The organism is Geomicrobium sp. JCM 19038, assembly GCF_000698125.1.
In the GTDB taxonomy this organism is placed as follows: domain Bacteria; phylum Bacillota; class Bacilli; order Bacillales; family Marinococcaceae; genus Geomicrobium_A.
Map to the genome: position 1 here is coordinate 244,546 of NZ_BAXA01000004.1, position 19,884 is coordinate 264,429.

Below are 19,884 nucleotides of genomic sequence, written 5' to 3' on the forward strand. Positions count from 1 at the left end.
TTCAGCACTTGTACTTTCTGCTTGTGGGGGCGGTGGCAGTGACGAAGATACGGTTGTTGTCGGAGGAAAAGACTTTACAGAGCAGATCATTTTAACGCACATGGTTGCAGAATTGCTTGAAGCGAATACAGATCTTACGATTGAACGTGAAGACAACCTCGGTAATACCGAGATTCTTACGCAAGGATGATGGACGGTGACATCGACTTGTATGTTGAGTATACAGGTACGTCTTATATTACTGTTCTAGATTATGAAATCGACCCGGAAGACCCTCCATCTGCTGAGGAAGTCTATGATACGGTTAAGGCTGAGTATGATGAAGAGTACGGCATTACGTGGTTAGATGAATTTGACTTTGAAAATCGGTACTCGCTCGTGATGCGTGCTGCTGATGCAGCGGACGTTGCGGATATGAGTGATCTTGAATCCATTGCCGGAGAGTTAACGCTTGCTCACAACGCAAACTTCGGAGAGCGTACAGACGGCCTTATGCCAATGAATGAGCGTTACGGCTATGATTGGGGTACAACAACGCAAATGGATGAAGGCTTAATGTATGATGCCCTTCGTAACGAAGAAGTTGATGTGATTGCGGCATTCACGACAGACGGACGAATTCCAGCATATGATCTCGAAGTGATTGCGGATGATCTTAACTTCTTCCCGCCGTATTATGCAGCTCCAATCGTCATGAATGATACGATCGAAGCACACCCTGAAATTGAAGAATTATTGCTTGAGCTTGGACCGTTGTTAACAGAAGAAACGATGGCAGAGCTTAACGCAGAAGTTGACATTAACGCAGAGCTTGAAGAAGTAGTTGCACGTAACTTCTTAGTCGAGCAAGGGTTAATCGAAGAATAATACCAAAAGGAACCTCAGAGATTTCTCTGAGGTTCCTTTTTTATTGAGCAGCCATGCTCGGTAAACGAATGGCAAGGTGAAAGAGATGTTCTTCAACATAAAAGTCGAGCGAGCCTTCTGCATCGTTTACCGCGCGTTGAATGAGGTACGTACCAAGACCTCTTTTTTCAATGACGGGGTGTTGCTTTGGAAACATACGCTCGAGCGTTTTGTTAGGGATTGGTGCTGTGCTGTTTTTACATCAACGATGATGATGCCGTATTGTTTTTTGATTTCGATATCGATAAATGGTGATGTTACGTACTCGTTACTTTTTCTAGCAGCTTCAAGTGCATTGCTAAAAATGTTGACGACGAGTTGCATTTCTTTACTTTGCGAGAGCATGCTTTGATTTAAGCTGGCATGGATCGACGTCGTGACAGCAATGCCGTGTTGCTCACCCTTTGCTTTAACGTAAGCAATGGAGGCCCCTACTGCTCGATCAGCCCCTGCACTAGGGCTCTGTTCACTGTCTTGTTGCAACAATGTGACGTAATCTTCAAACTGTTCATGGTTTCCTTCTTTGGCCAGTTTCTTCATCACTTCTAAGTGGGTTCTGAGATCGTGCTTTTCCTGTTTTAACGATTCGTGTAGGTGTTGTACATGGTCTTGGAAAGCCTGTGCATCGAGAAAAGCGCGTCGTTGTTCGCGATGCAATTTCGTGATGAGTAGCGCACTGCTAACTATCACGATAATAAGTAGACTGATTAAGATGATCATCGGCTTTACCTCAAGAAAGAATTGGGAATTGATCTTGGATCGTTTTTAAGTTCTTCTTCGTAACGAGTGCACGCTTGTCGCTTCCTTGGAATCTTATCTCAAGAGAATGCTTTGTATATGGTGCAAACTGCGTGATCTTCTTCAAGTTTGTAATAAAAGAACGGTGCGTTCGGAAAAATTGCGTGCTTTGTAGTTCTTGTTCAATTTCTTGAAGCGATTGATACGTCGAAATCTCTTCAGTTGCTGTGTGGATGGTCGATGAGCGACCTGTACGCTCAATATACAAAATGTCGTTTTCGCTGACGACGATCATATCTCCTTGTTGTTGGATCGTGAGCTTTGGTCCGTCTGTTTGAGCGTTCAAGGAACGAAAGCGTTGCAATGCTTTCTCCATCCGTGAAGGTGAGATCGGCTTCATTACGTAATCGACAACGTCGAGGTCAAACGCATGGACCGCAAAGCCGGAGTGCCCGGTTACGAAGATAATATCTACGCTAATCCCTTGCGCACGTAATCGCTCTGCAAGTTCATACCCTGTGAGCCCTTCCATCTCAATATCTGCAATTAATAGATCAATGGTTGAGTGTTTTAGCAACTGATAGGCTTCGAGTGCTGTATGGCAACGCCATTCAATATGTACGTCTGCTTGAGTTTGAAGCCATTGTTCCATTGCATTTAAGTCATTCGGATTGTCATCTAATATCCCGATTCGAATCATACGACCCCTACTTTAACTTTTTTTAGTATATTCCCCATTATAGCAAAGACATAACACGATTCGAACGCTTTGCGACATATTTGTAGGTTTTCAGTAGTGCTCGTATATACTAGGGCTAGGAACTTCTCTAAAAGGAGCCTCTACAATGATTACGCTTACGAATGTTCACAAGACATTTTATGAAAAACATAACCAAAGTCACCGGGTGCTCCGTGACATCTCCATCACCTTCGAACAAGGGAAGGTGACGGCGTTGCTTGGGGAGAATGGTGCGGGAAAAACGACGCTTCTTCGCTTATTGTCTGGCTTGTATGAACCAACCGGCGGCGAAGTTGCATTAGACGGTGTGCCATTTGACCTTAATAATCATCGTCAAAGGAGCTCCATCGGTGTGCACTTTGGTAGTGATACAGGTCTATATGATCGTCTAACTGCAAGAGAGCACTTGGAGTACTTCGCTAAGCTATATGCTATTCCAAAGCAAGAGACGAAGCAGCGGATTACGAAGTTGAGCAATGAATTAGGGATGCGTGACTTTTTGAACAAACGGGTTCGCAAGCTCTCTAAAGGGATGCGGCAAAAAGTGGCCATCTCGCGGGCAATGATTCATAACCCGTCCATTTACTTGCTTGATGAACCGTCAACGGGGCTAGATATTACTTCTGCGAATATGTTTCGCGAGAAAATCTTGCAACTAAAACGAGATCAACAAACGATTGTGTTTTCGACACACTTAATGGAAGAAGTGGATATGCTTTGTGATGATGTGGTGATCTTGCACCGAGGTGCTGTGCTTTATCACGGAAGCCTTCAAAACTTATATAAAGAAGAAGAAACGACCGACATGAACATGATCTTGATGGCGATGCTCGCTAGAGGAGGTCGTGTTACATGATGACGATGATTCTTAAAGAAATGAAAGATACGTATCGTGATCGTAGAACGGTGTTCTTTACGACGGCGATTCCAATGATTTCGGTCTTCGCTCTTGTTTTCTTCTTCAGCTTCTTTAATACCTCGGATGTTCACATTGGCATTGATGAAAACATTGATGCGGGTCTAATTGAATCCTTTCAAGAGGAGCAACGAGAACATTGGCATCTCACAGTTAGTGATACGATCAACGAAGAATTGCTAGACGGTGCGTATGATTTTGCAATTGTTTTAGAAGGAAACACGTTAACGGCTCGTGGAGACTTTGGCAATAGTGGCATGCGAGCAGCGCAACAACTCATGGAAATGTGGATTGACTATGAACGTGAAAGTCTAGATGCATGGGTCACCTCACAAGGGATTGAAGAAAATGGACCATCGATATACGAATGGGATCGTGACTTTCTCGGTGAGGGTGGCGATGGAAGCATGGGATTCATGCTCGCATTTATCTTTCTTTTGACGGTTGCAGCGGGTGGACTGCCTGCAGCAGCAGACATGTTTGCCGGTGAGAAAGAAAAACGAACGATGGAACCGCTTTTAATGATACCTCTTTCCCGCGCGCGTATCTTTTTCGCGAGTCGATGGTCGTTTTCTTGTATACGATCTTAAGTAGTTTGCTGTCGGTCGTGTTGGTTATCGTTCTGATGATGATTTACTTTACCGAAGTGGAACAAATTTTAGCAGCTGTTCCGCTAAGTAAGTATATTCTCTTGTTCCTTGCAGTTGTTGCCTTTTCTGCGCTAAATTCAGCACTTCTCGTCTGGTTTAGTTTGCTGACAGATTCGTATAAAGATATGCAAAATTTATTTTCTCCTGTATCGATCGTGTGGATGATTGGACCGTTCGTCGCGATGATCGTTCCTGCAACGGCGTGGAGTTCTTGGATGTTGTTGATTCCGCCGATTAACATTACGCTTGTGGTGTTTGATTTCGCCGGTGCGAATGTATTAACGTTAGGTGATTATGTGCTTACGATTAGTTCAACGATGTTTATTGTATCTGTGATCTACATGATTACAAACCGCATGTTCAAAAAAGATAAATACGCGCTTGGGCATAGTTAATGACAATGAAGATCTATCTGCTATAGCGGTTTATGAGGGGATTTTGTTCTTGGAATAAACCTAAACGTATTAAAATCCCCACATATATCCCAAACCTATTGAAAAAACTGAAACGCATTTGCGTTTCAGTTTTTTGTGTGGGGAATAATTTCTAGTAGTATAAGAACGTTCGTTCGGGTATACTACTAACAAGAACATACGTTTGTGAGAAGGTGATGGTCATGGAGCGGGTCGTGTTTCTCATTGATATGCAGTCGTTTTACGCAAATATAGAAAAGATTGAACACCCAGAGTTAAAGAACAAACCGGTTGCAGTTGCTGGGGATCCTAAGATCCGTAGTGGAATTATTCTCGCTGCATGCCCGACTGCTAAGAAACGAGGCGTCAAGACAGCAGAAGCACTTTGGGAAGCAGAAATGAAGTGTACCGACCTCGTTGTCGTTCGACCGCGTATGCAACTGTACTTGGACGTTTCGGTTTCAATTGCGGCTTCACTTGAAGTGTATACCGACCTTGTTGAACCGTATAGCATTGATGAGATCTTCGTGGAAATGACGTACGCGTTGCCGAGGCTTGGCATAACTGCTGAAGAAGTGGCGGAACAGATCATTACCAAGATTCGCAGGGAATCAGGAATGATTGCCCGGGTTGGCATCGGTCCGAATAAGGTGCTCGCTAAAATGGCTTGTGATCACTTCTCGAAGAAGCAAGATAATGGGATTTTCACATTGAACTTGGTGAATCTACAAGAGAAGCTTTGGCCCCTTCCAATCGGGAAGCTGTTTGGGGTTGGAAAGCGAATGAATCAACACTTTTTGAATGTTGGAATTCGCACCATCGGTCAGTTAGCGAAGTCAGAGCTAGCGGATCTACAAAAGCGTTGGGGGATTAACGGAGAAGTGTTGTGGCGTACAGCACATGGGAAAGACGAAGCCCCAGTTACTGTGGATACACACATTCGGCGTAAAGCAATTGGCCATAACATGACGTTGCCGAGAGATTACCGGACGTGGGATGAGATTAAGACGGTATTATTGGAGCTTTCAGAAGAAGTAGCCAGACGTGTACGAGTGAATGGATACCTCGGAGGGACGGTTACGGCGGGAGCGCGTGGCCACAACCATTTTCAACAGCCATCAGGATTTCATCGTCAGATGAAATTACCAGATGTTACAAATGACGGTAAAGTGATCTATGAAGCTGTCAAACACTTGTTTTTAAGGCATTGGAACCGGGATGCGGTGAGGAGTCTTGGGATCAGTCTAGATGGTCTCGTAAGTGATGAGTGCCGACAGCTCAGTTTGTTCCGGGATGATGTGGACCGAGAGAAGTTAAACGTGACAGTTGACCGTCTCAAATATCGATACGGATCGGAAGCGGTGCTCCATGCGACGTCGCTAACTGCGGGTGGGCAAGCGCGCATTCGGGCGAAGAAGCTTGGCGGCCACTATAAATAATTAAACGTGAAAGGATGACCATGATGAATAAGTTGACCCCGAATTCGAACATGCGATGGGAGTCGTCTCGCATGATTTTGCCTGAATACCGAGAGGCTTGGCTTCAAGAGCGAGAGGCACGAAAGAAAGTTGAACAACCCATGCTTGATGAACAACAGTGGCTTGAGTATGAATTCACATTATCAGAAGCGATGACGTACAACCGGCCGGTTGTTTTTACGTATTATTACGATGGGGAATTTCATGAAGTAGAAGGGCGTTGCGACTATTTGAATCATGCCCAAAAACAGTTTCATATCGTTAGTGCGACAGAAGATGTTCATTACGTGAAGTTCCATTCTCTCGTCCATGTTGAGCTTTGTTAATGAGGCTAAGTGGTGAAGAAGGAAAGAATCGCAATGGCTGTGAGTGAATAAGAACCGATGGTAAGTGTTAAGAAGATAAACGCTATCGTATTGCGCTTTCGTATCCGATTCTTGTGTCTTTTTATGAGGAAGATCGTACCTAAGAGAATGTAAATGATTGATTCTAGTGCGAGGTGGAGGTGGATAGTCATAAATGGACGGTTCCAAAGGCTGAATGTTGGAAGGGCTACACATAGAAGAGTGACCCAGAGAATCCCTTCGGTTTGAAAGCGCCTTTCAAGTATGTGATCATGTTCAGTCAACGTTATCACCTCTATGACGTTAGTTTCTAAATGTTGCGTTCAAAAACCAATAAGATCGTACCTTTTATAAGCGGAAAGACTCAATCACGGTGAAAAGGATGAGCCCTGTTCTAGTGAACGGTTTCTAGACATAGACTCAGTTATAGTCTTTGCAAGTCAGGAGGACAGGCTGTGATTGGATCTACAACGATGGCGAAAGTGATCGCAAGAATGCTCAAACAACTGCAACTCGTTATGCTTGCAATCATTGCGGTCATTGTCATTACCTTTGTGATGATATTCGTTATGACAACAACAGAAGTAGAAAAGCACTTTTCATCGTCTACAATTCATAGTTGGGTCAGCGATGTACAAGCTGATTGGTTCGTACACGTTATTGGAACAGAGAATCGTTATTTCCAAATGGGCGAAACACATACCGAATTGCCAAGTGCAACACAACTTGCATTTGAATTGACGACAAGCATTAACTTGCAAGAACCGAGAACATTATTAGGTCGAGAAGTGCCAGGCTTTTCTGCGTTTGATGCAGAAATTATCGTTGCCGGTGAAGGAACAGATTATACGACGATGCCGATGGAGTCGGCACCACCACCTGGATGGTATGACGAAACGTATCCTGCAACTCCTCAAGGTGAAGAAGAGGAAGGGCCGAATGTTGACATCGACGCAGATGATGATCCGATCATCCATATCGTACACACCCATGATACGGAGTCGTTTTTGCCTGAGATTGAAGGCGATGTAGCGAACCATTCCGAAATTAACATCGTTCAATTAGGGAAATACCTAGGTGAACAATTCCGAAGTTACGATTTGCCAGTTGAAGTGTCTGAGCATTCCATTGAGAGTCGATTGCATGAGCGTGGCCTTTCTTACAGTCAGTCTTACGATGTCTCGAGGGAGATCGTAACTGAAGCGATTGACAATAACGAGAGCTTAGAGTTTTTCTTTGATATTCATCGCGATTCACAACCGAAAGACATCACTACAGCAACGATTAACGGAGAAAGCTATGCGCGTACGATGTTTGTAATTGGTCAAGATCATCCGAATTATGAACGTAATTTAGCAATGGCGACTGAATTGCATCATCGTTTGGAGGATCGCTACCCAGGACTTAGCCGAGGGGTTATTGCAAGTGGGGGAGCGGGTGTAAATGGAATTTACAATCAAGATCTTTCCCCGAACTCTACACTGATTGAGTTTGGTGGCGTTGACAATAATTTTGAAGAGCTACACCGTAGTGCTGACGTTATGGCTGACGTCATCCAAGAGTACATCTATGAACAGCTTGAGGGAGAAGAATAGCGCGAAGAAGCAAAGGGTCAAACCTTTGCTTCTTTTAAAGTAGGTAAGGTTTATAAGATTGGCGATAACAAACGTGAAATCGACTCTTTAAACCGAATCCACACCCCTCGATCTCGGTACCGTTGTGCGGTCATTTCAGAACATTGCTCAAGGTCATGTTCAAAAATCGCTGCAAGCTTTTTACCGATCGCATCATGATACAAGAAGGCGTTGACTCAAAGTTCAAACGGAAGCTACGAACGTCAATGTTGGCAGTACCAATTGAACCGACGCTTCGATCAACAACGATCATTTTAGCGTGGATAAAACCAGCATCGTAAATAAAGAAGCGGGCGCCTGCTTTCAGTAACTCACCCATATATGAATAAGTCGCCCAATAAACAAAGATATGGTCAGGCTTATTAGGGATCATAATGCGCACATCTTTGCCAGCGAGCGCTGCAATACGAAGGGCATCAAGTAAGCTTGCATCTGGAATCAGATAGGGAGTCTGAATGTAGACAGAGTCTTTTGCCGATGTAATCATTTTAATATACCCGTTTTTGATTTCTTCGTATTCAGTATCCGGTCCGCTGGATACGATTTGCGTAGCGAGCTCACCTTTCGTCTCAACAGGTGGGAAGTAATGATCTTCGTATTCGATGAGCTGGTCTTTACTCGCTTGATTCCAATCTAAAATAAAGCGGGTTTGTAAAGCCTTCACAGAAGATCCTCGTAGTCTAAGGTGCTATCGCGCCAATAGCCAAATCGCTTCGTGCGACCGAGGTATTCATCCCCAACGTTAAAGCCACCGACATAACCAATCTCACCATCGATAACGACGATTTTACGGTGGTTGCGATAGTTTAATCGTGAGTTTACATAAGGAATGCGTGACGGGAAGAAAACACCGACTTCGCCACCTGCTCGAATGAGTGAGCGAAAGTGCTTTCTTGAAAGTTTCCTTGAACCCATGTCGTCGTATAGGACGCGGACTTGTACACCTGCAAGCGCTTTTTCTGTTAATAAAGCAATGATTCGCTTGCCGATGCTATCATTTCGAAAGATGTAATACTGTAAATGAATGTGATCGTTCGCAGCGGCTAAGTCCGTAATTAACTCTGAGAACTTATCAATGCCGTCTGTGAAAACGTCAATATCATTGTCCTGAGTGAGTAGTGCACCATCACTTCGAAGGAGCAATGTGATCAGGTTTACATTGTTTTTGGCTGTGTCACTGTGAAAGTGATAACTGCCATCTTCAATTTGGCGGAGTTGTGTGTCGATGCTGTCTTTAAGACCGATCTTCTCGATGCCATCCCAATTGAAAAGGCGTTTACGGCTTAAGTTCTGACCAAGAATTAAATAAAGAATGAATCCGATAAATGGGAGAAACATTAAGATCAAGAGCCAAGCCCAAGTAGCATGAATGTCTTTACGTTCCATAAAGACGATTACAGCAGCTAACATGATGTTCAGAAGGACGAGTAAGCTGAGTAAAATTGAAATAATGTCCATATGTATCCCCCTTCTTTTTAGGTATACGTTCATATCGTATCATGTTAATTTGCATACATCTTATAATATGTATGCTAAAATGAACGAAAATAGACCACTAGGGGTGCGCGAAATGGAGCGCTGAGAGACAGCGAAAGCTTAAAACCCTTTGAACCTGATCCGTACAGCGGCGGAGGAAAGTGGATGGTATGCACATCTGTGTGTCTAAGCCCTTCTCCTTCTGTGTTGACCAGGAGTTTTTTTTATTTGCGCATCACGAGGAGGAGCATTGATATGGTATCAAAAGCACTAACCATTGCAGGCACTGACCCTACAGGGGGAGCCGGTATACAAGCAGACTTAAAGACGTTTCAAGAACTCGGTGTATTTGGGATGAGTGTTATTACATCGGTTGTGAGCCAGAATACGCTTGGCGTGCGGTCTTTTGTCGATATGCATGAAGAATTTATCGAAAGTCAAATTGATGCAGTGTTTGAAGATATACGTCCAGATGCAGTTAAGACAGGCATGCTTTCCAATCCTTCTGCGATTGCCATCGTGGCAAAGAAACTAAAGGAATACAATGTGAGTCAGTATGTTCTTGACCCTGTAATGGTTGCATCTAGTGGTCACGAGTTGATTTCACAAGAAGCTCGTCAGTCGGTAAAAGAAGAACTATTGCCGCTAGCCACATTAGTCACACCAAACTTGCCTGAAGCCCAAGCGTTAACCGGGCTTACGATTGAAACGATTGAAGATATGAAGGAAGCAGGGCGTATACTCGTAGAAGAATACGGCGTGAAAGCCGCTTTAATCAAAGGTGGACACTACAAAGGTGAAGCAGACGATTATTTGTACAACGGGACAGAGTTTCTGAAGTTTTCTGCGAAACGTTTTGATACGAAACATACGCACGGAAGTGGTTGTACGTATGCAGCTGCCATTACGGCACGTCTTGCTGAAGGAGATTCGTTGAATCAAGCCGTTGAGCACGGAAAGTCGTTTATTACGAGTGCCATTAGTAATCCACTAGAGATTGGTAAAGGCCAAGGTCCAACAAATCATTGGGGACACCGATTAACGACTAAGTAGCCACTAATAAGGAGGAATGATGGTGGAAGAGCTTCATGTAACACCAACGGTTGCACGTCAATTTTTAATTGAGAAGTTACTTCCGCATTGTTCCAGTGCTCTTCAAACGTTAACAACATTGGAAGCGGTTCAACTGGATCCGGTCGCTGTCGTTGAGCGCAACCATCACCTCGTATTTATGAACAGGAATGAATCGTATCACAATGGTGATTACGGACAGTTGCTCCAGCAAAAGCTCGCGTTTGAACATTTTGCGAATGCAGCATGCCTTTTGCCGATGGAAGACTATCCTCTTTTAAAGGGGGTACGTGAACGCATACGAACACGGTGGCAAGAAGAGCAGGCGCAATACAGTGATGCGATGAGGAAGATTGTCACACTTCTAGCTGATGAAGGACCAAAGCCATCGCAAGCGTTTTTTAGTGATCGCAAAGTTGTTGGCGGTTGGGATGATCCGACGAAAGCAACGACCAAGGAAACGACACACGCGCTGAGGATTTTATTCGAATGTGGCGAGATCCAAGTGAGTGGGAGAACGGGGAGTACGAGGCACTTTGCACTTACGGAGAAGCAAATTCCAGCAGCGGTACAACAAGAGGCTGAGCGTATATCTAGTGATGAGGCTGACCGCCTTCTCTTAGAAAAATACATGCGGGCTTATCGTTTGATTGACCCGAGAGATGCGAGGTTTGGCTGGCAGAAATTCAGTGCGGCCAAACGGAAGCGAATTGTACATGACAAATGGAAGAACCACGAGCTCGTCAAAGTGGTGATTGAAGGAGCATCTAGGGACTATTATGTTCTAGAAGAAGACGCAGAAGAACTTACTCGTACAAAGTTAACAAATGAACGTGTCATGTTCTTGCCACCCCTCGATCCACTTCTTTGGAGTCGTTCTCGAGTTGAAGATTTGTTTGGCATGACGTATCGATGGGAAATTTACGTGCCGAAAGCTAAGCGTCGTTACGGTCCTTATACAATGCCAGTGCTCGTCGACGATCAGTTAATCGGTCGTATTGACCCGTGGCTTGACCGAGAGAAACAGGTCCTTCATGTCCGGAGTTTTGAAGGTGTGGTTCAGCAGCCGCGAGTAGGAATGGCGTTGCGCGCATTTGCTGAGCGTCTCGGTGCACAAGACATTCATGTTCTTGAAAGCTAAAGTAACCCTCATTCTTATAGAACGAGGGTTACTTCTTTCCCTATTTGAATGGGCACTGAATAATGTTGTAATTAATGATATATTAGAACTAGGATAAAACTAATCGTTCGGAGCAATATGAAAGGGGCCACAACGTGTATTTATTGGACCATGACCAGAAAGTGCTCCACAACATGAGGTACGTAAAGGATGCATGTCAGCATAAAAGCATCAATAAGAAAGAATTTGTCGCAACAGCAGAGGAGTTACTCGCTTATGATGGACAAGGCTATATTGTGTGTGAATATTGCGATTGTAAAAGATATGATTAATATAAAAAAGCATAAGAATAGTCTTATGCTTTTTTTGATCGATTATAAAACGCGAAGAACATGAGCAGAGCAAACACAGCTACGATTGAAAGTACGAGATACAAGTTGCTATAAATCGCATGGTCGCCGTGAGCGTTTAATGGGTTGATTGAAAATGTCATGCCTTCAAGGTCTAGAATACTTCCAAAGATGGCTGAACTAAAAGCGCCAGAAATGAAATTGGACAAGTTAAAAAGCCCCATGCCAACGCCGGTTTCTTCTTTTGTTAACATATGAGACAACAAGTTGGCTGTTGCGCTTTGCAATAGCGGGAAGCCGATGTAGGCGATAAACACAGCGCTACCTAAGAGGAGCAAGGATGAACTAGTGAATACGCTAATAAAGAAAACGCCAATAGCAACGAGTAAAAGCGCGATCCGTAGGACATAAATGCTTCCTTTTTTATCGATTAGTGTTCCGCCAAAGCGCCCGAAGATTCCTGCTGCCATTGCACCTGGAAAGAGCAATAGACCAATTCCAAGTGTAGTTGCGTCATACAAGTCACGCATCATAATCGGCAAAACAAAGATGAGACCGAACATGACACTCGTTCCGAGAAAACTTGTAAAAATCGTGATCGTATAACGTCGGTTTTTCAGGAGTACAGGATCAATAAACGGTGAGTCCACTCGGTTAATGTGAAAGACGAGTAAGGCAAAAGCTATAATTGAAATAATCAATAAGCTCCAAATGAGCATTGTTACGAACAGCAAGAGTGAGGCAACGAAAATCGCAACGAGTACGGCGCCGAAATAATCAATTTTTTGCGAGCGAACTTCTTCATCAGGTAACCATCGTCTAAATAATGGAATGGCAAGTGCTGCGCTTGCTGGAACGAGAAATAAAAAGCGCCAGTCTAAAAAGCCACCAATTAATCCGCCGGCAATCGGTCCTACTCCAGATGCAAAGGCAACCGTGGATGAAATGATGCCAAAGACCTTACCGCGATCATGCGTGAAATAGCGTGAAGGAATAATAAATCCGAGAGCTGGAATAGCCGCCCCACCTAAAGCTTGAAGGATTCTCGCAATTAAAAGTGTCGTGTAGTTCGGTGATAAAAACCCTAAAATGGAACCAAAGGAAAATAGAATGATACCAATCGTAAGTAAGCGCTTTAATGGAATCACATCGGCAAGCTTTCCGTACATGACTGAACCGATCGCATAAACGAGAATATAGCCGGTCATTACCCAGCTCACTTGTGATGGCATTAAGTTAAATGATTCGGCGATGTCTGGAATCGTAACATTAAACATCGTACCGTTAATGACTGTAAACGTAAGTAAAATTGCAAGTAACCGCACGAGGTTCTTTTTATGACTGGGGGACATTTCCATAAATTTCTCCTCCTCCACTTTTTATCATAACGCTTTCTTCGAGGAGAAACACGGAAAAGTTTCGAGAGCCTAAACAAAAGAGGCTCCCGAAATTGGAAGCCTCTACCGAATTTATTGCTTTGTAAGGTTGCCGTTACTTTCAATGTGAATGATGTTCTCAGTCTTCTCACTATCGATGTCTGCAACGAATCCTTGCCCTTCATACGTACCGCCACTCGTTTCAAACTTAAACATCATCGGCTTTTTCGTACTCACTGCATCAAACATCAAGCTCTGCTCTTCAACTTGGTGGAATGTTCCTTTCCATTGATCATTTTCATGTATGGTTAATTCACCAGTACGGAATGTAATCGCTTTGCCGCCATCAGCATATAGTGCATCTACTTTCATGGTGTAGCCTCCTTTTGTATCTAGTAAAATTGTTCCCCGGACAGGTTTTCCTCAAACCTAAAAAATTTAAAGCGTGATATCGTAACGTGAGAAAGAGGTGTGGCACATGGAGTCGTTTATCATACACGGACCAACAATCATGAATCATCGCTCAGCTTGGAGCAAGGGGTACATTTATGTGAAACAAGGAAAGATTGCGGACGTGGGCCAAGGTTTAACCTCTAAGCAGTTCAAAGGGGTGGAACGTTATCACTTGATGAGTCATCGTTTCTTTTGCCTGGGTTTATTGACCTTCATATTCACGGAGGTTACGGGGTGGATGTGATGGATGGTGCGGATGAAGTTTATGCGCGATTAGGCAAGCGATTACCAGAAGAAGGCACCACATCCTACGTTGCGACGACAATGACAAGTTCTGTAGAACAGACAAGTCGAGCGCTTCATAAGGCGGCGACTTATAAAGAAGAAAACGGAGTGGCGACAATGCTAGGTATTCATTTAGAAGGTCCGTTTCTTTCTGAATCAAAGCGTGGCGCCCAGCCATTTGAACACCTTCAATTACCGAGCGTCCCCCAATATGAAACGTTCCAACGGTTCGCACAAGGTAAAATTAAAATCGTCACCTTCGCCCCTGAACTTACAGGTGCCACAGAACTTCACAAACAACTGCAAAAAGAAGGCGTACGAACGTCGATCGGTCATTCAAATGCCACGTACGATGACGTCTTAACTTTTTTAGAACAAGAAGAATGCGACGCAAACGTTACACACCTTTTTAATGGAATGAGTGGTTTGCATCACCGTGAACCTGGTGTCGTCGGGGCGGCGTTATCCCATGATCGTCTGTTGAGTGAGTTAATCGTTGATGGTCATCATGTTCATGAAGGAGCCATTCGTGCGGCGTATCGGGCGATTGGTGCAAAACAGCTCATCTTGATTACTGATGCAATGCGAGCGAAAGGATTGGGTGATGGAAATTATGAACTTGGTGGACAGCGAGTGATCGTCTCGAATGGTCAGGCGCGATTAGAAGACGGAAGGCTTGCCGGGAGTGTACTCAAAATGAATGATGCAGTTGATAAAATGCGTTCAATTACAGGGCAACGTGGCAAGAGATTGTACGAATGACTTCGTATAACGCAGCTAAGTCTTTGCAAATCACTACGAAAAAGGGACGCATTGCTAAAAACTGTGATGCAGACTTTGTGGTTTACCAAAACGATCAACTCACCGAGACGTGGTGTGGAGGTCATAGAGTGTATAAACGGCATTAAGAGATTCGTCCAACACTCGTAAACGATGAAAAGAAATAAGGCTTCTGCATCTGTTGATGGAGAAGTTTTTTTGCTAAAGTCATAGAGGCGTTCAGCACAGATGGCAATCTCGTGACATAGGTTTAAATGAGGAGATCACACCTTTTGCAAATCGAGAGCATCGTGTAAAATAAAAATGTGGTATGATAAAGAAATGAGCGTTCAACAGTAACGAATACCTATGTTTCTACTATAGAATGGGGCGTTTATGCGTGTTTACAGATATTCATGGAATGCAGGTTCATTTCCATTGTACAGGTGAAGGGAAGGACGTCCTGCTCTTGCACGGTTGGGGAGCTAATATTCAAGCTTTTTCACCAGTTCATTCAAACTTAGAAAAACACTTTAAAGTATGGTCGATTGATTTACCGGGATTTGGAGAAAGTGAAGAACCGCCAGAGCCGTGGGGATCATACGACTATTCAGAATGGCTTCGAAATTTTATCGAACATCATAATATTGAAGATCCGATTCTTGTCGGACATTCAAATGGTGGACGAATTTCAATTCAATACGCGACAAAATACCCGGTACACAAAGTCATCCTCGTTGACAGTGCTGGAGTAAAACCAAAACGCAAATTCAATTATTACGTTAAAGTATATTCATTTAAAACCGCAAAAAAATTATTAAGCTTACCAGGTTTACGATCTAAAAAAGACGAGATCCTTACAAAGATGAAGAAAAAAGTGGGATCGACAGATTATCAAAACGTATCAGGAATTATGCAACAAACACTCGTGAAGGTTGTCAATGAAGACTTGCAACACCTTATGCCGAAGATTCAGGTGCCAACATTGCTCGTTTGGGGAGAGAAGGATGATGATACACCAGTCTCTCATGGTCAAACGATGGAAAAGTTAATACCTAATTCGGGGCTCGTCGTTTTGAAAGGCGCTGGGCATTTTGCATACCTTGATAACCTCCAAGAATTCTTGATTATCGTCAACAATTTCCTGGAAAAAGACAAGGAGGCCCACTAGACGTATGGAAACTTTGCTCATTGTATTGCTACTCATTGCTTGGGCGCTGTATACGGCCATACGGGTAAAACGCAATGTCCATATGCTTCAATTAAACTCTTATCGAAATGAACGATATTTTCGATGGATGAAAGGCACGCCTTTAAAGGCCTTTCGATTTGTAGATTTAGTGCCAGTACTCGCGCTCGTTGCACTGCCGTTTTCTGAGGCTGTGTCGTTTTATGTGATGTCTGCGATTGCTGTCATTTTGTTTGCGTTACTCACGGTCATGAGGCCACAATTTGAAGAGAAGAAAAAGCTCGTGTATACCCCTCGAGTGAAGCGTCTTTTAGCTGCGATCGCCATATTGTACGTCTTGTTTGCCATTTGCGCAGTTTGGATAAGTTCTGGAGACAGCTTCTCGATGGCAGCGCTTATTGCTCTCCTTACGATTGCTACGTTTATTGCGTATTTCTTTGTAATGATTGCGAATGTGATCACGTTACCAATTGAGAGTCAGATCAACCAATACTATTTCCATGATGCAGAGCGCATCGTAAGAGGCATGCCGCACCTTGAAGTGATTGGTGTGACGGGTAGTTTTGGGAAAACGAGTACAAAACATATTTTAAAAGACGTTCTATCTAGTAAATATAATGTTCTGATGACACCAGAAAGCTACAACACAAAAATGGGTGTTACTAGAACGATTCGGGAACATTTAAAGCCATACCATGAGTTGTTCATTGCAGAGATGGGTGCAAAACAAGAGCATGATATTGAAGAGATTTGCACACTTGTAAACCATAAATACGGAATCGTAACTGCAATTGGAGAACAGCATTTAGAGACGTTTAAGACTCTAGATACGATTAAGAAGACGAAGTTTGAGATCGTTGAGACGCTTCCTCATGACGGGACAGCTTTCTTAAATAAAGACGATGAGAATATCCAATCGTATCAACAGATGAACAATGTTCGGACGATGTATTACGGTATTGATGCAGAAGACTTGCATTACCGCGCAACCGACATTTCTTATTCTGGAAAAGGTACAACATTTACCGTTCACAAATACGATGGAACGAGTGCCGAGATTCAAACGAAACTCCTTGGCCGACACAACATCTATAACATCCTAGCAGCTATTGCGATTGGTGCTGAGAAGAATATTCCTCTTGAAACGATTGCGCGTGCAATTAAAGGGGTAGCGCCGGTGAAACACCGTCTAGAGCTCAAGAAAACAAGCGACAAGTTAACGATTATTGATGATAGCTTCAACTCCAATCCGACAGGTTCAAAGATGGCAGTAGAAGTACTCGGTTATATGCCAGAGAAGAAGGTGCTCATTACACCGGGGATGATTGAACTTGGTGATAAAGAGTACGAATTGAACAAACGTCTCGGTATGCATGCAGCTGAGGTGTGTGATTACATTATTCTTGTCGGTAAAAAACAAACGGTTCACCTTCAAGATGGTCTCAAAGAAGCTGGATACCCAGAAGAGCAGTATCACGTCGCTTCCAATTTACAAGAAGCACTAGACGTGATGAGGAAAGTAACAGCGTCAGAGCCTTCGGTTGTTTTACTTGAAAACGACCTACCAGATACGTTTTTAGAGTAGATAAAGAACGGAGATGAGAAAACGTGAGAACTAGAGTAGGTGTATTTTTTGGCGGCATCTCCGTCGAGCATGAAGTATCGGTTATTTCCGGTTTGCAAGCCATTCATGCGATGGATGCTGATCGCTACGAAGCCATTCCGATTTACATTAGTAAGGATCGCACGTGGTATACAGGTGAGAAGTTAACAGATATTGAAGCATACAAAGACTTAAAGGCTCTTTTAAGCGAAGCAACACCAGTTATCCCAGTAGCGGCTGACAATGGTGGGATCATCTTACAGAAGAACCCAGCCCCTCGTTTTGGAAAGCGTGAAGTTAGTCAGATCGATGTCGCTTTTCCTGTCCTACATGGGACGTTTGGAGAAGACGGAGGACTTCAAGGGTTATTTGAACTGATGAATATTCCATATGTTGGCTGTGATGTCGGTGCATCCGCTCTTGGTATGGATAAAGTGACGATGAAGCAAGTGCTTCGTAACGAAAAGTTGCCTGTACTAAACGATGTCTGGTTCTATAACCGTGAGTGGCAAGAGGATTCAGCGTCGATTGTAAAGCGAATTGAAGAAGAGATTGGTTTGCCTGCGATTGTTAAACCAGCAAACTTAGGTTCGAGCGTAGGAATTGGAGTTGCCCGCAATCAAGAAAGCTTGGAAATTGCCATTGAAGAGGCGCTTGAGTACGCATCGAAGCTAATCGTTGAACCTTTAATCACGGACCTTAAGGAAATGAACTGTTCCGTATTAGGGGATACTGACGAAGCAGAAGCATCTGTCATTGAAGAAGTATTAAAGACCGAAGACATTTTGAGTTATGCGGATAAATACCAAGGTAGCTCAAGAGGTGGAAGTAAAGGTGGCAGTGGTTCTAAATCGATGGGTGGCGGAATGGAAAGTACAGATCGTATTATTCCTGCCCCAATCTCAGGCGAAGAAACAGAGCAGATCCAAACACTTGCAGTATCAACGTTTAAAGCACTCGGATGTGGTGGCGTTTCGCGAATTGATTTTATGAAAGACGAAGCGAACGATACCATTTACGTGAATGAAATTAATACAATTCCTGGATCATTGTCGTTTTATTTATGGGAAGCGGCGGATAAAGATTTCCAAACGCTAACCAATGACTTGATTCAATTAGCTCTTAAGCGTCAACGAGATCGTGAGAGACTAACGTTCTCGATTGATTCGAACCTTTTCTCTCTTCAAGGTGGAGGCGGCGGAAAAGGCGGCAGCAAGGGTGGAAGCAAACGATAACCTGTTGATTATTCAACAGGTTTTTTTGTGCCTTTTGGCGAATGATCAAGGTGGCACGTTGTTTAATGATGTCAAAAACGAGGAACAGAAGAAGAAAAGGAGGAAGATCATGAAACAGCAACAAATTCTACTTAAAGAGCGACCGAACGGAATGCCAACAAGCGACACGTTTCAGTATGAAGAAACAGATGTTGTTCAACCGACTGAAGGGGAGGTCCAACTTAAAACGTTGTACCTCTCAGTCGATCCGTACATGCGAGGAAGAATGAACGATGCGAAATCATATACGGCTCCATTTCAAGTTGGAGAGCCATTAAACGGCGGGATCGTGGCTGTTGTAACAAAGAGTCATTCAAGTGACCTTCAAGAAGGTGACGTTGTGACGGGGATGTTGGAATGGAAAGAATACAATACAGTGGATGCTGATGCGGTTCGTAAGCTTGATTTACACGGTGTTTCAAGCTCTACGGCACTCGGTGTACTTGGAATGCCTGGACTCACAGCATACTTTGGTATGTATAAAATTGGTGAACCGAAAGAAGGAGAAACGGTCGTCATTTCAGGTGCTGCAGGTGCGGTCGGTTCAGTTGCAGGACAACTTGCTAAGATTAAAGGGGCCCGTGTGATCGGAATCGTCGGATCAGAGGAAAAAGCAATTACATTAAATCCCTCGGTTTTGACGAAGCGATTAATTATAAAACCGATAATCTGAAAGAAGTTCTAAAAGAGCGCTGCCCCGATGGCATTGATGTATACTTTGAAAATGTAGGTGGAGAGATTAGCGATCACATTCTGCCCCACTTAAACACATTTGCTCGTGTGCCGGTTTGTGGATCGATCTCCTCGTACAATCTCGAAAAAGGAGAGAGAGATATCGGGGTGCGAGTGCAAGGTTTTCTCGTAAAAGCTCGTGTGAAGATGCAAGGATTCCTCGTTCGTGATTTTGAAGATCAGTTCCAAGAAGCCTACAAAGCGTTAGCAAGTTACGTTGAAGCAGGTGAACTTCAATACGAAGAAACGATTCATGAAGGGCTTGAACGAGTTCCAGAAGCGTTTATTGGTCTTTTTAAAGGCGAGAACATTGGCAAACAGCTCGTAAAAGTATCCGAGGAATAGCGTGAATTTATTTCGCCCAAAGGTAGTTACCTT

At 43.7% G+C, this 19,884-nt stretch carries 18 protein-coding genes, 3 pseudogenes and 1 riboswitch; of the genes and pseudogenes, 16 read left to right on the forward strand and 5 right to left on the reverse strand.

The features are described 5' to 3' along the window. The first annotated feature begins 100 nt into the window (after nt 1–100). Nucleotides 101–867 (forward strand): annotated as a pseudogene (locus JCM19038_RS07460) (glycine betaine ABC transporter substrate-binding protein). 126 nt (nt 868–993) lie between these two features. Here the strand turns inward: JCM19038_RS07460 and JCM19038_RS07465 are convergent. Further along, nucleotides 994–1,626, reverse strand: coding sequence for a hypothetical protein (locus JCM19038_RS07465; RefSeq protein WP_042416221.1), 633 nt, complete (start codon nt 1,624–1,626; stop codon nt 994–996). Nucleotides 1,627–1,636: 10 nt separating this feature from the next. After that, nucleotides 1,637–2,344, reverse strand: a complete 708-nt coding sequence (locus JCM19038_RS07470; RefSeq protein ID WP_042416224.1) for a LytTR family DNA-binding domain-containing protein — start codon at nt 2,342–2,344, stop codon at nt 1,637–1,639. Between the two features lie 145 nt (nt 2,345–2,489). Here JCM19038_RS07470 and JCM19038_RS07475 point away from each other — a divergent pair, with 145 nt between their 5' ends. From JCM19038_RS07475 to spoIIP, 6 genes are all read left to right on the forward strand, one after another. Next, the gene (locus tag JCM19038_RS07475; RefSeq protein WP_042359335.1) at nt 2,490–3,239 is read left to right on the forward strand and encodes an ATP-binding cassette domain-containing protein; all 750 of its coding nucleotides are present in this window, start codon (nt 2,490–2,492) and stop codon (nt 3,237–3,239) included. Then, nucleotides 3,236–3,889: an ABC transporter permease subunit gene (locus tag JCM19038_RS07480; RefSeq protein WP_042416226.1), complete on the forward strand. Its 654-nt coding sequence runs from the start codon at nt 3,236–3,238 to the stop codon at nt 3,887–3,889. Before JCM19038_RS07475 ends, JCM19038_RS07480 begins: the two co-directional genes overlap by 4 nt. Next, a complete protein-coding gene (locus JCM19038_RS07485; RefSeq protein ID WP_042416229.1) occupies nt 3,874–4,344 on the forward strand; it encodes a hypothetical protein in 471 nt (156 codons plus the stop codon). Before JCM19038_RS07480 ends, JCM19038_RS07485 begins: the two co-directional genes overlap by 16 nt. Before the next feature lie 215 nt (nt 4,345–4,559). Then, nucleotides 4,560–5,801, forward strand: coding sequence for a DNA polymerase IV (locus JCM19038_RS07490; RefSeq protein ID WP_042416231.1), 1,242 nt, complete (start codon nt 4,560–4,562; stop codon nt 5,799–5,801). A 23-nt stretch (nt 5,802–5,824) separates the two neighbouring features. Further along, nucleotides 5,825–6,166 carry a YolD-like family protein gene (locus JCM19038_RS07495; protein ID WP_193745073.1) on the forward strand — a complete coding sequence of 114 codons (342 nt, stop codon included), beginning with the start codon at nt 5,825–5,827 and terminating at the stop codon, nt 6,164–6,166. A gap of 473 nt (nt 6,167–6,639) precedes the next feature. Then, nucleotides 6,640–7,779, forward strand: coding sequence for a stage II sporulation protein P (gene spoIIP, locus JCM19038_RS07505; protein WP_052361238.1), 1,140 nt, complete (start codon nt 6,640–6,642; stop codon nt 7,777–7,779). A 50-nt stretch (nt 7,780–7,829) separates the two neighbouring features. Here spoIIP and cls read toward each other — a convergent pair. Continuing rightward, nucleotides 7,830–9,276 (reverse strand): annotated as a pseudogene (gene cls / locus JCM19038_RS07510) (cardiolipin synthase). Between the two features lie 89 nt (nt 9,277–9,365). Beyond that, a riboswitch (TPP riboswitch) is annotated at nt 9,366–9,471 on the forward strand. A gap of 72 nt (nt 9,472–9,543) precedes the next feature. Between cls and thiD the strand changes: the two are divergent. The 3 genes from thiD to JCM19038_RS22710 all read left to right on the forward strand — a co-directional run bounded on the left by thiD (nt 9,544) and on the right by JCM19038_RS22710 (nt 11,817). Then, the gene (gene thiD / locus JCM19038_RS07515; protein ID WP_152549365.1) at nt 9,544–10,347 is read left to right on the forward strand and encodes a bifunctional hydroxymethylpyrimidine kinase/phosphomethylpyrimidine kinase; all 804 of its coding nucleotides are present in this window, start codon (nt 9,544–9,546) and stop codon (nt 10,345–10,347) included. Nucleotides 10,348–10,369: 22 nt separating this feature from the next. Then, complete coding sequence (locus tag JCM19038_RS07520) at nt 10,370–11,506, forward strand: DNA glycosylase AlkZ-like family protein (protein WP_052361240.1); 1,137 nt, start codon at nt 10,370–10,372, stop codon at nt 11,504–11,506. 134 nt (nt 11,507–11,640) lie between these two features. After that, nucleotides 11,641–11,817 (forward strand): hypothetical protein, encoded by a 177-nt coding sequence (locus JCM19038_RS22710; protein ID WP_193745074.1) that lies wholly within the window; start codon nt 11,641–11,643, stop codon nt 11,815–11,817. Nucleotides 11,818–11,840: 23 nt separating this feature from the next. On the opposite strand, the gene JCM19038_RS07525 is transcribed toward JCM19038_RS22710, so the two are convergent. Together JCM19038_RS07525 and JCM19038_RS07530 are read right to left on the reverse strand one after the other, a co-directional pair. Next, nucleotides 11,841–13,193 (reverse strand): MFS transporter, encoded by a 1,353-nt coding sequence (locus JCM19038_RS07525; protein WP_052361242.1) that lies wholly within the window; start codon nt 13,191–13,193, stop codon nt 11,841–11,843. Nucleotides 13,194–13,304: 111 nt separating this feature from the next. Then, on the reverse strand, nt 13,305–13,583 hold the full coding sequence (locus tag JCM19038_RS07530; protein WP_042359340.1) for a hypothetical protein: 279 nt from the start codon (nt 13,581–13,583) through the stop codon (nt 13,305–13,307). A 273-nt stretch (nt 13,584–13,856) separates the two neighbouring features. Between JCM19038_RS07530 and nagA the strand changes: the two genes are divergently transcribed. The 6 genes and pseudogenes from nagA (at nt 13,857) to JCM19038_RS07555 (ending at nt 19,851) form a co-directional block, all read left to right on the forward strand. Continuing rightward, nucleotides 13,857–14,711, forward strand: a complete 855-nt coding sequence (gene nagA / locus JCM19038_RS07535) for an N-acetylglucosamine-6-phosphate deacetylase (protein WP_081831678.1) — start codon at nt 13,857–13,859, stop codon at nt 14,709–14,711. Beyond that, nucleotides 14,708–14,857, forward strand: a complete 150-nt coding sequence (locus tag JCM19038_RS25385; RefSeq protein WP_081831679.1) for an amidohydrolase family protein — start codon at nt 14,708–14,710, stop codon at nt 14,855–14,857. The genes nagA and JCM19038_RS25385 overlap by 4 nt, the downstream gene beginning before the upstream one ends. A 251-nt stretch (nt 14,858–15,108) precedes the next feature. Further along, on the forward strand, nt 15,109–15,879 hold the full coding sequence (locus JCM19038_RS07540; protein WP_042416245.1) for an alpha/beta fold hydrolase: 771 nt from the start codon (nt 15,109–15,111) through the stop codon (nt 15,877–15,879). Between the two features lie 4 nt (nt 15,880–15,883). After that, on the forward strand, nt 15,884–17,482 hold the full coding sequence (locus JCM19038_RS07545; RefSeq protein WP_042416248.1) for a UDP-N-acetylmuramoyl-tripeptide--D-alanyl-D-alanine ligase: 1,599 nt from the start codon (nt 15,884–15,886) through the stop codon (nt 17,480–17,482). 23 nt (nt 17,483–17,505) lie between these two features. Beyond that, nucleotides 17,506–18,735, forward strand: coding sequence for a D-alanine--D-alanine ligase family protein (locus JCM19038_RS07550; protein ID WP_042416251.1), 1,230 nt, complete (start codon nt 17,506–17,508; stop codon nt 18,733–18,735). Nucleotides 18,736–18,844: 109 nt separating this feature from the next. Continuing rightward, nucleotides 18,845–19,851 (forward strand): annotated as a pseudogene (locus tag JCM19038_RS07555) (NADP-dependent oxidoreductase). Nucleotides 19,852–19,884 lie beyond the last annotated feature (33 nt).

Excerpts from the sequence above, each read along its gene's own strand:
- JCM19038_RS07465 (WP_042416221.1), bottom strand. The coding sequence starts at position 1,626 with ATGATCATCTTAATCAGTCTACTTATTATCGTGATAGTTAGCAGTGCG.
- JCM19038_RS07470 (WP_042416224.1), bottom strand. The coding sequence starts at position 2,344 with ATGATTCGAATCGGGATATTAGATGACAATCCGAATGACTTAAATGCA.
- JCM19038_RS07475 (WP_042359335.1), top strand. The coding sequence starts at position 2,490 with ATGATTACGCTTACGAATGTTCACAAGACATTTTATGAAAAACATAAC.
- JCM19038_RS07480 (WP_042416226.1), top strand. The coding sequence starts at position 3,236 with ATGATGACGATGATTCTTAAAGAAATGAAAGATACGTATCGTGATCGT.
- JCM19038_RS07490 (WP_042416231.1), top strand. The coding sequence starts at position 4,560 with ATGGTCATGGAGCGGGTCGTGTTTCTCATTGATATGCAGTCGTTTTAC.
- JCM19038_RS07495 (WP_193745073.1), top strand. The coding sequence starts at position 5,825 with ATGAATAAGTTGACCCCGAATTCGAACATGCGATGGGAGTCGTCTCGC.
- JCM19038_RS07525 (WP_052361242.1), bottom strand. The coding sequence starts at position 13,193 with ATGGAAATGTCCCCCAGTCATAAAAAGAACCTCGTGCGGTTACTTGCA.
- JCM19038_RS07530 (WP_042359340.1), bottom strand. The coding sequence starts at position 13,583 with ATGAAAGTAGATGCACTATATGCTGATGGCGGCAAAGCGATTACATTC.
- JCM19038_RS25385 (WP_081831679.1), top strand. The coding sequence starts at position 14,708 with ATGACTTCGTATAACGCAGCTAAGTCTTTGCAAATCACTACGAAAAAG.
- JCM19038_RS07545 (WP_042416248.1), top strand. The coding sequence starts at position 15,884 with ATGGAAACTTTGCTCATTGTATTGCTACTCATTGCTTGGGCGCTGTAT.